Annotated in this window: 11 protein-coding genes; 1 reads left to right on the top strand and 10 read right to left on the bottom strand. The window is 64.9% G+C overall.

Going from position 1 to position 12,415, the window contains the following annotated elements:
* Window positions 1-1,531: 1,531 nt before the first annotated feature.
* From SP68_RS08370 to nifL, 4 genes are all read right to left on the bottom strand, one after another.
* The gene (locus SP68_RS08370) at window positions 1,532-2,047 is read right to left on the bottom strand and encodes a nitrogen fixation protein NifQ (protein ID WP_040968715.1); all 516 of its coding nucleotides are present in this window, start codon (window positions 2,045-2,047) and stop codon (window positions 1,532-1,534) included.
* A complete protein-coding gene (nifB, locus tag SP68_RS08375; RefSeq protein ID WP_040968714.1) occupies window positions 2,047-3,453 on the bottom strand; it encodes a nitrogenase cofactor biosynthesis protein NifB in 1,407 nt (468 codons plus the stop codon). The genes SP68_RS08370 and nifB overlap by 1 nt, the downstream gene beginning before the upstream one ends.
* A gap of 164 nt (window positions 3,454-3,617) precedes the next feature.
* Window positions 3,618-5,192 carry a nif-specific transcriptional activator NifA gene (gene nifA, locus SP68_RS08380; RefSeq protein WP_016161453.1) on the bottom strand — a complete coding sequence of 525 codons (1,575 nt, stop codon included), beginning with the start codon at window positions 5,190-5,192 and terminating at the stop codon, window positions 3,618-3,620.
* Entirely contained in the window at window positions 5,189-6,673 is a 1,485-nt protein-coding gene (gene nifL / locus SP68_RS08385) for a nitrogen fixation negative regulator NifL (protein WP_008804121.1), read from the bottom strand. The genes nifA and nifL overlap by 4 nt, the downstream gene beginning before the upstream one ends.
* A gap of 319 nt (window positions 6,674-6,992) precedes the next feature.
* Here nifL and SP68_RS08390 point away from each other — a divergent pair, with 319 nt between their 5' ends.
* Window positions 6,993-7,523: a flavodoxin gene (locus tag SP68_RS08390; protein WP_040968713.1), complete on the top strand. Its 531-nt coding sequence runs from the start codon at window positions 6,993-6,995 to the stop codon at window positions 7,521-7,523.
* 22 nt (window positions 7,524-7,545) lie between these two features.
* On the opposite strand, the gene nifM is transcribed toward SP68_RS08390, so the two are convergent.
* From nifM to nifU, 6 genes are read right to left on the bottom strand one after another with little or no spacing between them, the layout of a single operon-like run.
* Window positions 7,546-8,346 carry a nitrogen fixation protein NifM gene (gene nifM / locus SP68_RS08395; protein WP_040968712.1) on the bottom strand — a complete coding sequence of 267 codons (801 nt, stop codon included), beginning with the start codon at window positions 8,344-8,346 and terminating at the stop codon, window positions 7,546-7,548.
* Window positions 8,346-8,789: a nitrogen fixation protein NifZ gene (locus tag SP68_RS08400; RefSeq protein ID WP_012541106.1), complete on the bottom strand. Its 444-nt coding sequence runs from the start codon at window positions 8,787-8,789 to the stop codon at window positions 8,346-8,348. Before SP68_RS08400 ends, nifM begins: the two co-directional genes overlap by 1 nt.
* The gene (locus SP68_RS08405; RefSeq protein WP_008804125.1) at window positions 8,786-9,043 is read right to left on the bottom strand and encodes a nitrogenase-stabilizing/protective protein NifW; all 258 of its coding nucleotides are present in this window, start codon (window positions 9,041-9,043) and stop codon (window positions 8,786-8,788) included. The genes SP68_RS08400 and SP68_RS08405 overlap by 4 nt, the downstream gene beginning before the upstream one ends.
* Before the next feature lie 2 nt (window positions 9,044-9,045).
* Window positions 9,046-10,188 (bottom strand): homocitrate synthase, encoded by a 1,143-nt coding sequence (gene nifV, locus SP68_RS08410; RefSeq protein WP_012967610.1) that lies wholly within the window; start codon window positions 10,186-10,188, stop codon window positions 9,046-9,048.
* 15 nt (window positions 10,189-10,203) lie between these two features.
* Window positions 10,204-11,406 carry a cysteine desulfurase NifS gene (nifS, locus tag SP68_RS08415; RefSeq protein ID WP_023322950.1) on the bottom strand — a complete coding sequence of 401 codons (1,203 nt, stop codon included), beginning with the start codon at window positions 11,404-11,406 and terminating at the stop codon, window positions 10,204-10,206.
* A gap of 15 nt (window positions 11,407-11,421) precedes the next feature.
* On the bottom strand, window positions 11,422-12,261 hold the full coding sequence (nifU, locus tag SP68_RS08420) for a Fe-S cluster assembly protein NifU (protein WP_008804128.1): 840 nt from the start codon (window positions 12,259-12,261) through the stop codon (window positions 11,422-11,424).
* Window positions 12,262-12,415: the final 154 nt, after the last annotated feature.

The following is a 12,415-nucleotide window of genomic DNA, read 5'->3' on the forward strand; positions in this document are numbered from 1 at the left end:
CGCCACTTCGTGGTACCTTCGACTTATCCCTGCAGGCTTCGGGTCGGGCCGAGGCAGCGTCCCTGCAAAACACGGCCCTCAGCCCGCATCCATGCGGGCTGCCCCGGCCTGCCGGGAACGTCTCAGCGATTTTGAGGCCGCCAGCACCGGCAGTTTCAGCGGCCCCTGATCCAGTGGTGATTTGGGGTTGTAGGCCGGGTCAGGCGCAGCCGCCACCCGGCAATATGTTGGGCACGGAAACGACGACCGGACGGTTCCCTCTCCCTCCGGGAGAGGGTTAGGGTGAGGGGAAGCACTGCAGTGTGGTTGTTTATGTTATCAGTGGCTTCAGCGCACATTGCGCTCCCGGTTAGTCTTCTGCGTTATGTCTTTCATGGCGCAGGGAGCGCACAGGGGGCGGCCAGTCGCCGCCGCCCCCTGTACCCCCGGGCTCCGGCCAGCAAAATCGCCACTTCGTGGTACCTTCGACTTATCCCTGCAGGCTTCGGGTCGGGCCGAGGCAGCGTCCGTGCAAAACACGGCCCTCAGCCCGCATCCATGCGGGCTGCCCCGGCCTTCCGGGTACGTCTCAGCGATTTTGAGGCCGCCAGCACCGGCAGTTTCAGTGGCCCCTGATCCAGTGGTGATTTGGGGTTGTAGGCTGGGTAAGCGAAGCTCCACCCGGCACAAAAGCGGCTCCGCGCCCGCTGTCCTTGCCCGGCGGCGCGGCGCTTGCCGGGCCTACGGTGTTGAGTAACCTTTTTATATGTAAATGTCTTTGTAGGCCGGGTAAGCGAAGCGCCACCCGGCAACATGCTGGGCACGGAGCCTGATGTATTGCCCGGCGGCGGGGAGACTGTTATCGGTTTACCACGTTCTCAGACTCCGTAGGCCGGGTCAGGCGCAGCCGCCACCCGGCAATATGTTGGGCACGGAAACGACGACCGGACGGTTCCCTCTCCCTCCGGGAGAGGGTTAGGGTGAGGGGAAGCACTGCAGTGTGGTTGTTTATGTTATCTGTGGCTTCAGCGCACATTGCGCTCCCGGTTAGTCTTCTGCGTTATGTCTCTCATGGCGCAGGGAGCGCACAGTGGGCGGCCAGCCGCCGCCGCCCCCTGTACCCCCGGGCTCCGGCCAGCAAAATCGCCACTTCGTGGTACCTTCGACTTATCCCTGCAGGCTTCGGGTCGGGCCGAGGCAGCGTCCCTGCAAAACACGGCCCTCAGCCCGCATCCATGCGGGCTGCCCCGGCCTGCCGGGAACGTCTCAGCGATTTTGAGGCCGCCAGCACCGGCAGTTTCAGCGGCCCCTGATCCAGTGGTGATTTGGGGTTGTAGGCTGGGTAAGCGAAGCGCCACCCGGCAACATGTTGGACACGGAGCCTGATATATTGCCCGGCGGCGCTGCGCTTGCCGGGCCTACGGTGATGGTTAACCTTGTGATATATAAATGGCTTTGTAGGCCGGGTAAGCGAAGCGCCACCCGGCAGAAACCCGCGTAAAGGGGTTAAACGCGAGTGTGGTTGGGTCAGCCGCAGGGGGCTGCGGCTTGTTTATTGCGGCGGCGGTTCGAAGCAGAGGCTGCGCTCCAGGCATTCGTCGCAGCTCGGCGATCGGCAGACAATCTCCCCCTGCGACTGCAGGCAGCGCTGGCGATAAAAGAACTTTTTCCAGCGCATATGGTGGACGTTCTGCACCACCAGCTGCGGAAAGCAGTCGCTCATCAGTCGGCCCAGTTCCGCCCGCGAATCGAGTCCCAGATCCTCCCACAGATGGTTAAACGCCAGCGCCACCTCGGCAACGATCTGCGCCATCGGTGCAGCCCCCGGCGCCATCCACTCCGTCAGCCACTGCCCCAGCTGCCGACGCTCTTCGTCGCGGGTGGCATTCAGCTCGGTCATCAGCCGACGGCGGCTCAGCGTCGCGCTGTCCAGCGGAGTCGCCACCTCGCCCAGCCGCTGCTGCAGCGACCGCCATGCCGCGGGAGTCAGCCCCATCCGCAGCGGAAAGCAGCCTTTTCCGGCGTGATACAATCGCCACAGGCGGGTCAACCAGTCGACCGGCGCCATCAGGCGACCCCCTGACGCAGACGCGATGCCGCCAGGCTCTGGCGCCGCCGCTGCCACCAGGCAGGCAGCACCTCGGCGACCGAACGCCACGCGCCGTCCACCTGCGGCTCAATGCCCTGCAATTCCAGCTGCTGCCATGGCGTATGGCCGATACGCACGCAGAACACCGCTTTTACGTCGGCGAGCAGCGCCAGCAGCGCCGCCAGTCTGGCCTCGTTCTCCTGTGGATCACACTCCTCTTCGCCGCGGCAATATTTTGGCGTAAAGCGCTCGCCCACCAGCACCATACCGGCGGCCGACAGGCTGTAGATCGAGAAGCGGTCGGCATGGCCAAAATGACAGTCAATGACCTCGCCGTGGCGGGAGGCCACGGCCACCAGACAGGCGTCATCCGCGTCCGACTCCCCCTGCGTAGCGAGGCTGGCATGAAGTTCGGCGCGCTGGTGGAGGATGGGCAGCCAGTCGGGGAGGCTGTCCGGGTCCGGCAGCCGGGTGAACTGCTGGCTGCGATCTTCGCCCAGCATGCCGATGGCGTCGGCACGGCACTGGTGGCAGTGGGTCATCTGCGGCATCACCTCCCCGCACTGGCTGCGGATCGCGGCGAGCATCCCGGCGTCCGGCTCCGGCTGGCCGTTGAGACCAAAAACCGTGCCGTGCTCCGGTCTGGCAATCAGCGGCATAATATTGTGAATAAACGCGCCGCTTTCCCGCAAACGACGGCCGACCTCGGCCATGCCACCGTCGTTGATCCCCGGGATCAGCACCGAGTTTATCTTGACCAGCACCCCCGCGGCGGTCAGCCTGCGGACCCCTTCAAGCTGGCGGGCAATCAGGATCTCCCCGGCTTCCCGGCCGCGGTAGCGTTCGCCGTCGAGCCACAGCCAGGCATAGATTTGCCCGGCGATATCGGCATCCAGGGTATTGATGGTCACCGTGACGTGATCCACGCCGACCTCCAGCAGGCGATCGACCGCGTCGGGCAGCATCAGCCCGTTGGTCGACAGGCATAATTTGAGGTCCGGAAGCTGGTCGCGGACCAGCTCCAGGGTGCGGAAGGTGCGGGTCATATTGGCCAGCGGATCGCCGGGCCCGGCTATGCCGACCACCGACAGCTGCGGGATGGCCTGGGCCACCTGGCGCACTTTCAACACCGCCTGCTCGGGGGTCAGCAGCGTCGATGACACCCCGGGACGGGACTCATTGCTGCAGTCGAATTTACGGTTGCAGTAGTTGCACTGCAGATTGCAGGCCGGGGCGACCGGAAGATGCATCCGGGCGAAACGGTGGTGCCCGCTGCGGGAGTAGCAGGGGTGCGCGGCGACCTTGTCGGCCACCCGCGGCGCTAACGCGCTGGTGTCCGCCGACTGACAGGCGTTACCGCCGGAAAAAGAAGAGCAGGAAGTCATGGTCGTACCTTCATGGTTGGGCGATACCTTCCTGCTGCAAACGACGTACCAGAGACGAATTTTTTATCTGGCTGAAAAATAAAGCGTTATCCCGCATCCCTGCGGCACAACATTGTCGCGTTCCTGCCGCACTGACGACAATGTCCTGAACCTGACACCGCGGCCTACAGACGCGGCAGGGTGATATCCATGATCTGGATCCGGTAAGCGACCTGGCGCGGCGTCATCCCCAGTAGCCGTGCCGCCTTGGCCTGCACCCAGCCGGCTTTTTCCAGCGCGGCGATCAGTCGCTGACGTTCGTCCAGGCTGTTGTCCAGCCAGCTGTCTTCCGCTGGCCCGCTGGCAGGCAGGGCTTTGGCGGGACGATCCTGGTGAGTGAAGAGGATCACGTCGCGATCGATCAGGCCACTCTCCGACATCACCGCCGATCGTTCGAGGCAGTTCTCCAGTTCGCGAACGTTACCCGGCCAGCTGTACTCCATCAGCAGGCGGATCGCGCCCTCGCTGATCCGCAGCGTGCGCCCCTGATGCTGGCCGATTTTGCGCACCAGGAAGTGCGCCAGCTCGGCGATGTCCTCCTGACGCTCGCGCAGCGGGGGCAGGGCGATGGGCATCACGTTCAGACGATAATAGAGATCCTCGCGGAAATGGCCCAGCCGGACCTCCTCCTCCAGGTGACGGTTGGTGGCGGCGATGATGCGGACATTCACCCGCAGGGTCTCATCGCCGCCGACCCGCTCCATCTCCCCCTCCTGGAGGATACGCAGTAGCTTGGCCTGGAACGAGGCGCTGCTTTCACCAATCTCATCGAGGAACAGGGTGCCGCCATCCGCCAGCTCAAAACGTCCTTTACGCTGACGCACCGCCCCGGTAAAGGCGCCTTTCTCATGGCCGAACAGTTCGCTTTCCAGCAGGGTGTCCGGCAGCGCCGCGCAGTTAAATTTGACGAAGGCGGCGCCAGCCCGTGGCGAATGGTGATGGATGGCGTTGGCGATCAGCTCTTTCCCGGTGCCGCTTTCGCCGCGTACCAGCACGGTGGTGTCCCAGCGCGAAACCTGACGGATCACCTCCACGATCTGGCGCATCGCCGGGCTCTTGCCGACCATATTGTCAAGGCCCACGCCGCGCGACGACGAGCAGGCCGGCGGCCGTTCCACCTTCGGCGGCTGGCGGCTCGACAGGGCGGGTGAGGCCGGAAGGATCATCAGCCGGATGGTCTGGGCGACGAGGTTGGCGACGGTTTCGAGAAAACGGGTGCAGGCCGGTAGCCGCTCTTCCTGGCGCGCCATCGGCTGGGCCGCCAGCACCCCTATTGGCCGGGCGTTGGGCCCCATCAACGGTACGGCGATAAACGGCAGATCGTAATCGTAGAGGCTCAGGCGGTCGAGAAAACGCTGATCGTCGGCGACCCGGGGCAGCACCAGCGACTGCCCCTGGGCCAGCACGGTCCCCACCAGTCCCTCGCCGGGGCGATAGCGGATCTGCGTGCTGCCGGGGAGGGGCTGCTGGCCGGTTTGCTGCAGCGCTTCGATACTGAGGATCTCCTGCTCGCTGTCGTACAGGCAGATCATCCCGTGCTGCATAAAGGCATCGTTGTGCAATACGCTGAGCACCTCCTGCAACGTTTTGCTGGCCTCGGTGGCCCGGCTCAGCACCACGCTTATCCGCTGCATGGCGGTGAACTGCTGAGAGAGGTCGAAGCGTCTGACGGTGGTGTCCGGCTCGGATTCAGGGATCATGCTTCACCTCCGGTCAGGGTGTTAAACAGCGGGAAACGCAGGGTCAGGCAGGTGCCGCCCTGCGGTCGGGAAGCCAGCTCAATGGCCCCGCGATGGTGCGCCACCAGGGTCTGGATCAGCCGCAGCTCCATGCCTTTGCCCGGCGAGTTCAGCGCGTCGGGGGAGTGAGCGTAGCGCACCTGCAGCAGCGGTACGTTGTCAGTCAGGTACAGCGACAGCCAGCCGTCGTTCTCCTCGGCGTAGAGCTGCATCGCCAGCGGCACGGAGGGGAGTTCGGCGGCGAGGGCCAGGGTGCGATCGAGCCACAGGCTTAAGCACGCCAGCAGCGGGGTGCGCTGGCCAAAGCCGATCAGATGCGGTGAGGCCATGTCGACCTGCAGCCCGTCGGGATCGAAGCGGGTACGGTAGAGGGCGCACAGATCGTCGAAAAAGGGCTGCAGCGGCCAGACGGCGGGGTTTTCGAGTTCCAGCGATGGGCGACAGCGCTGGAGCCGCGCCATCGCCTCTTCCCCTTCACGCCAGGCGGCCTCCAGCGCCACATTCCCGCTTCCCTCGCCGTTCAGCCGACGGGCTGCCGCCAGCATATTAATCGGGCAGTTCAGCTGGATCAGCGCGGCGTCCAGCGACTCGCGGATCGCCGCCAGCAGCTTGCCGGCGGTCATTTGCTGCTTCAGCCGGTCAAGGCGCCCTTGCTCCTGCTGCTGACGCTGCTGGGTACAGTCGGCGATCACCACCAGGGTCCGCGCCAGCGCGCTGTCGATAAAGTAGCGGCTGGCCTCTTCACTGACGCCGGGCAACGGCCAGCAGGTTACCGACAGCCAGCGCGCGGCCCCGCGCAGCGCCACCGGCAGGATCGCCTCCACGCCGGGCGTCATCCGGCCAGGGGAGACCTGCAGCTCGGTGAGCAGCTCCCGGCCGCCGCAGTCAGCGCAGAAGGTTTTATAGGCGAGGTTGTCCATCACCACCCGATCCTGCTCGTCCACCACTACCACGGCGGCGGGGATATTATTCAGCACCGCCTCCATCAGGGTCATATGGTTGCGCAGCCGTTGTTCGAGGGTGTAGCTGACGCTGATATCCCGCTGCATCGCCAGATAATGCTCCAGTTCCCCTTGCGGGCTAAGCACCGGGGTGATGTCAATCTCCACCAGGTACAGGCCGCCGTCCCGACGCTGATTAATCAGCTGACCGCGCCAGGGCTGACGCTGGAGCAGGGTATGCCACATCTCTTGATAGATCTCGCGCGGCGTCTGGCTGCTGGCCAGCAGGCGCGGGTTCTGGTTTAACAATTGCGCCAGCGAATAGCCGGTCTGGCGGCAAAACGCCGGGTTGGCGTAAATGATCCTGGCGCTGGCATCGGTGAGGGAGATGGCCACCGAGGCCTGTTCCACCATGGTAAAAAACAGCCCCGGATGTTGTTGAATCAGCGCGCCGGCGATGGCCTCCGGCGCGGCGTTATCGAGCATCATATTCAGGGTCATCGCAAACTCCTGTGTCGCAGTTATGACAAATTGTCCGACACCGTGCGCAAAACGCGGCGGGGTAAGCCGAACCCGGATAACCATGCAAAGTGTGCGCCCTTATCGGAACGACCACGCGAAACATTGATCCGACAGGGGGAAAATTCACGGATTTTTACCTTTCGCCCCGCCGGGTGCGCCTTTGGCGCGCGGCATCGTGATGCGAAGCGATCCTGATGGGGCAGGGATGGGCCGTCGCGGTGCAGGGCAACCTGGCACAGCCTTCGCAATACCTCTGTCGTCATTCCTTTTTTCAACACCATTCCGACAGGAGCGTACTATGGCGAACATTGGCATTTTCTTTGGTACCGATACCGGTAAAACCCGCAAGATCGCGAAAATGATCCACAAGCAGCTGGGGGAGGCCGCCGCCGCCCCGGTCAATATTAACCGCGCCACGCTGGCGGACCTGCTGGCCTACCCGGCCCTGCTGTTGGGGACGCCGACGCTGGGCGACGGCCAGCTGCCGGGCCTTGAGGCCGGGGGCGAGAGCGAGTCGTGGGCCGAGTTTATCCGCAACCTCGGCGACGTCAGCCTGCAGGGGAAAACGGTGGCGCTGTTTGGCCTCGGCGATCAGCGTGGCTATCCGGATAACTTCGCCAGCGGGCTGCGGCCGCTGTACGACGCCCTGTGTGCCCGCGGGGCGACGATGATCGGCAGCTGGCCGAACGAGGGGTATGAGTTCAGCGCCTCATCGGCGCTGGAGGGGGATCGCTTTGTCGGACTGGTGCTGGATCAGGATAACCAGTTCGACGAGACCGACGCGCGGCTGGCGACCTGGCTTGAGGAGATTAAACCGCATCTGCTGTAGGCGATGGCGGGTAGCCTGTCGGCTACCCGCACAGCCCCGGCTGGCGCGCTAGCATCTCGGCCAGCCACTGGCGCTGGTGGCGGCGCTGGCTCTGTTGACTGAGGTAATCGCGGGCGCTTTCCAGCGCCTGCTCAGGCGTCATCGGCGCGGCAGGGCGAATGGCCTCACACCAGATCAGATGCCAGCCGAGCTCACTGGCCACCGGCGCGCTCAGCGCATTTTCCGCCAGCGCAAACAGCGCCTCCTCCAGCTGCGGATAGAGCAGCCCCCGGCCGATCCAGCCCAGCAGTCCGCCGTCCAGCGCGCTCGGGCAGTGGGAGTGTCGCTGGGCCAGCGGCGCAAACGCCTCGCGGGAGGCTTCGATTTGCCCATGAAGCTCCCGTATACGCGAGTAAACCGCCTGGTCGTCGCCATCGACGGTGAGCAGCAGATGGCGGGTCAGGCGCTGTTCCGGGCGCATAAACTGCGCCTGATGCCGCAGATACCAGGCCTGCACCGTGGCGGGATCCGGCCGCGGCGCCTGGCTGGCAATCCCGGCGAAGGCGGTTTCCAGCCGGGCGTGGTGCAGGACGATCGCCGCCCGCTCCGCTGGCGTAAATCCTCCCTCATCCAGCCAGGCGCCCAGCGAAGTGGCGAGGCCCTCCTGCAGCGCGGCGGGGATCGCCTCCGGCGCAATCTGGGCGACAATAACCTGCTCCATCTGGGCCTGGCGCTGCCAGGCCGCCTCGAAGGCCTGCCGGTCGACCGCGGCGATGGCCGCCGGCTCGCAGTTCCAGCGGCTCTGCGCCAGCCGCTGCCGGCCAAATCGTTGCCAGGGCTCCATTATTCTTCCTCCTCTGCCAGCGCCAGCGCGCTTACCGGGACCTGGAACCAGCGGCCGCCGAAGTCGACGATATAGCCGTCGCCATGCTCGCCCCGGTCGGTGGCTTCGATGCGCCCCAACTGACCGACGCTGACCACCATCTCGCCCTGCATCGCCAGCGCCGTCTGACAGATTACGCTATCGCCATACTGCAGATTGCCGGCCAGCCAGGGCCGATCGCCGGCAATCAGCTCCTGTTCGCGACAGCCGACCACCCGGTCGCAGTCCGGGAAGTGGATCTGGTAGATGATCTGGTCCTGCAAGAATACTCCCCAGTCGCGGACATAGCCGATGCTGCCCCGGCGCACCAGCAGGGCGCCGGACGGCAGGCCCGCATAGGTGCCATCGTTACGGATGGCGCGCACGACGCGGACCGCTTCGCTAAAGGTAAATCGGGGTCTCATGGCGTGTTCTCCTCGAACTGTTGCTGATAACTCTCCGCCAGCAGTCGGCGCGCCAGCAGCCAGTGCGCGCGCGGGTTATCCTCCAGCTGGTTGAGCAGAGGCACTTCCGCCTTCAGCTTGCGGTGAAAGGTGGCCAGCACCGGCAGGCTGCAGTGCGCCAGGCGCTCGGGCTGGTAGGGAACGGCGAAAAACTGAAAGAACGCATCGGCGGAGCGCAGGTCGCCCACGCCGGGGATCTGATAAAACCACTCCATACTCACCCCCTGGCCTGCAGCGTTTCGGCGCTGCAGAGCGCGTGGTAGATTGCCGCCAGCTCATCATCCCGCGGGCTGCGTTTGCCGTTTTCGGCAAAGCGACGGAGCGCTGGCAGCAGCTGGTCAATTTGCGCTGATGTCAGGTGATAACCCATCCGATCGAAGACGCCGTTAACCGCCTGGCGACCGGAGTGTTTGCCCAGCACCAGCCGATAGCCGCGGCCCAGCAGGGCGGGGTCGATCGCCTGATAGCTCTCGCTGTCGCGCAGCAGCGCCGCAACGTGCACGCCGGATTCGTGGGTAAAGACCAGCTCGCCCACCAGCGGCTGCTGGGGGTCCACCGGGCGGCGGGTGGCGAGGGCCACCTGTTCGCACAGCGCCGGCAGGGCGGTGAAACGCACGCCGGTCTTGACCTCCAGGCAGCGCTCCAGTCCGAGCGCCACGGTCTCCAGCGCCGCGTTGCCCGCGCGTTCGCCCAGGCCCAGCACGGTGGTGTTCACGCTGGTGGCCCCGGCGCGCACCGCCGCCAGGGTGTTGGCGGTAGCCAGGCCCAGATCGTTATGGGCGTGCATCTCGAGTTCGCCGGGCCAGACGCGGCGCAGGGCGGCGATCTGCGCCGCGGTGGTGAACGGGTCGAGGATACCGACGGTATCGGCATAGCGCAGACGGGTGGCTCCCGCCTCCCGGGCCAGGCGGGCAATGTCCTGCAGCGTCGCGTCGCTGGCTCGCGAGGCGTCCTCACAGCCAATGCAGACCTTCAGGCCAAGGGTGTGGGCGAGGTGGATCAGGGCCGCCAGCCGCTCCAGCAGCAGCGGTAAGCCTTCGCGCAGTTTGTACTGCCGCAGCTTGTCGGAGGCGGGGATGGAGATATCCACCCAGTCCATGCCCAGGTCGGCGCTCTGGCGAATTTCTCCCGCCTGCATCCGGCACCAGGTCATCAGCGTGGCGCCCGGGAGCTGACGGCGCACCTGCCGGATGCGGGCGCACTCCTCCTCGCCCATCGCCGGGGTGCCGACCTCCATGGCCTCGATCCCCGCCGCGTACAGCGCCTCGGCGATGGCGATCTTTTCGCTGGCCTGAAAGGCCACGCCGGGACTCTGTTCACCATCGCGCAGGGTAGTGTCGTTAATCAGTACGCGTCCCATCATTGTCTCCCCGCCTTAGCCGTAGACCGGCGTGAAGGCGCCATCCTGCAGGTGCGGCTGACCCTGTCGCCAGTAGGGCGACAGGGCGCGCAGCCGGTCGATAACCGACGGCAGGGTGGCGATGACGTAGTCGATCTCTTTTTCCCGGGTATAGCGTGAGAGGGAGAAGCGGATGGTGCCGTGGGCCGCAGTGTAGGGGATATTCATTGCCCGCATGACGTGCGACGGCTCCAGCGAGCCGGAGGTGCAGGCGCTGCCGCTGGAGGCGGCGATCCCGGCCTGATTCATCAGCAGCAGGATTGCCTCGCCCTCGATACACTCGAAGGCCAGATTGAGAGTGCCGGGCACCCGCGGCTGGCTGCCGCCCATCACCGTCACCGCCGGGATAGTGGCCTGGAGATGCTGTTCAAGACGATCGCGCAGCTGGCTAATCTGCGCCATGCCCGGCAGATGAATCTGTGCCAGCTCGCTGGCGGCGCCCATCCCGACAATGCCGCTGATATTTTCCGTACCGGCCCGCCGGCCATGCGCCTGGTGGCCGCCGCGCAGCAGCGGGCGAAAACGCGTTCCCCGCCGCAGCCAGAGGCAGCCCACCCCTTTGGGACCGTGGAATTTATGCGCCGAGCAGGAGAGCATATCGATCCGCGTCTGGCTGAGCGCCATCGGGATTTTGCCCACCACCTGCACCGCGTCGCAGTGAAACAGCGCGCCCTGCTCATGAGCCAGCTCCGCCAGTTCAGGCACCGGGAACATGACGCCGGTTTCGTTATTGGCCCACATGATGCTGACCAGCGCCACGCGCGGGCTAAGCGCCGCCCGAAATTGCGCCATATCCAGGGCGCCCTGCTGATCCACGGCGATACGGTGGATCAGGTATCCCTGGCGCTCCAGCTGCTCGCACACCGCCAGAGTGGCGGGATGTTCGACCACGCTGGTGATGATTTCGCGCCGCTCCGGCATCAGGGCCACCGCCGAGGCGATAGCGGTGGTGGTGGCTTCGGTGGCGCAGGAGGTAAAGATGATCTCGCTGGGGTAGTCGGCCCCGAGCAGGGCGGCCACCTGCTGGTGCGCCCGTTCAAGGGCCGCCTGCGCCGGCAGACCAAAATCGTGTATCGACGAAGGGTTGCCGTAAAAGTCGGTTAAAAAGGGCATCATCGCGTCGAGAACCATCGGGTCGAGACGGGTGGTGGCGTTGTTATCGAGATAAACAGGTTTCATCGTATCCCCCTTGGGTTAGTTAACCGCGGCTGGGGCCGCCACCACGTCCATGTAAGTTCCGGTACGCTCCATCAGCTTTTGCTGCAGCCAGGCGAGGGTCATGTCGGTCATCATGCAGCCGCTGCAGCTGCCGGAGAGGCTGACGGTCACCTGACGCGGGGTGACGTTGAGCAACGTCATGTCGCCGCCGTCGGCCTGAATGTGCGGGCGCAGTTCGTTGATGGTATCGACCACGCTTTGCCAGTGCGCATCGTGGGCCGTCTCCGCTGGCAGGGGCGCTGGCGGCTGTTGGGCGAGGATCGCCGCCAGCGCCAGCTCAATTTTTTCATGGCAGGCGGTGCAGCCGCCGCCGGCTTTGGTGTAGTTAATCACTTCTTCGAGGGTGGTCAGGCCGTTGTTCACCACGGCCCGGCGAATATGCCCTTCGTCGACGCCGAAGCATTTACAGATCAGCTTGCCCTCCTCATGCTCCTCCTCAAGGCTTTCGCCGCGAAAATGGGCGATGGCCGCACGCAGCGCTTCCTGGCCCATCACCGAGCAGTGCATTTTTTCCGGCGGCAGACCGTCGAGGTAGTCGGCGATCTGCTGGTTGGTGATCTGCCCGGCTTCGGTCAGGGTGTGGCCGATAATCAGCTCCGTCAGCGCGGAAGAGGAGGCGATGGCGCTGCCGCAGCCGAAGGTCTGGAAGCCCGCCTCCTCGATGATCTCGGTCTGCGGATCAACCCGCAGCATCAGGCGCAGCGCATCGCCGCAGCTTAATGAACCCACATCGCCCACCGCGTTGGCGTTGTCGACCACGCGCGCGTTGCGGGGATGAAAAAAATGGTCTTTCACTTTCTCGGAGTAGTTCCACATGCTGTCAGCTCCAGGGATGATGACGAAAACGCCGGGGCGCGGTACACCGCAGACTGGCGGTGGTACTGACCCCCAAGCAATTGCGATACCAACGCATAAAAACCTTATTTGTTAATGACCTGGCGGGTTAAGCGCCCCCGACAGGGCCGACACT

The sequence above is a fragment of the Klebsiella variicola genome (assembly GCF_000828055.2).
GTDB classification, from domain to species: Bacteria; Pseudomonadota; Gammaproteobacteria; order Enterobacterales; family Enterobacteriaceae; genus Klebsiella; species Klebsiella variicola.

Coding starts and splice junctions, on each gene's coding strand:
- SP68_RS08370 (WP_040968715.1), bottom strand. CDS start 2,047: ATGGCGCCGGTCGACTGGTTGACCCGCCTGTGGCGATTGTATCACGCC.
- nifB (WP_040968714.1), bottom strand. CDS start 3,453: ATGACTTCCTGCTCTTCTTTTTCCGGCGGTAACGCCTGTCAGTCGGCG.
- nifA (WP_016161453.1), bottom strand. CDS start 5,192: ATGATCCCTGAATCCGAGCCGGACACCACCGTCAGACGCTTCGACCTC.
- nifL (WP_008804121.1), bottom strand. CDS start 6,673: ATGACCCTGAATATGATGCTCGATAACGCCGCGCCGGAGGCCATCGCC.
- SP68_RS08390 (WP_040968713.1), top strand. CDS start 6,993: ATGGCGAACATTGGCATTTTCTTTGGTACCGATACCGGTAAAACCCGC.
- nifM (WP_040968712.1), bottom strand. CDS start 8,346: ATGGAGCCCTGGCAACGATTTGGCCGGCAGCGGCTGGCGCAGAGCCGC.
- SP68_RS08400 (WP_012541106.1), bottom strand. CDS start 8,789: ATGAGACCCCGATTTACCTTTAGCGAAGCGGTCCGCGTCGTGCGCGCC.
- SP68_RS08405 (WP_008804125.1), bottom strand. CDS start 9,043: ATGGAGTGGTTTTATCAGATCCCCGGCGTGGGCGACCTGCGCTCCGCC.
- nifV (WP_012967610.1), bottom strand. CDS start 10,188: ATGGGACGCGTACTGATTAACGACACTACCCTGCGCGATGGTGAACAG.
- nifS (WP_023322950.1), bottom strand. CDS start 11,406: ATGAAACCTGTTTATCTCGATAACAACGCCACCACCCGTCTCGACCCG.
- nifU (WP_008804128.1), bottom strand. CDS start 12,261: ATGTGGAACTACTCCGAGAAAGTGAAAGACCATTTTTTTCATCCCCGC.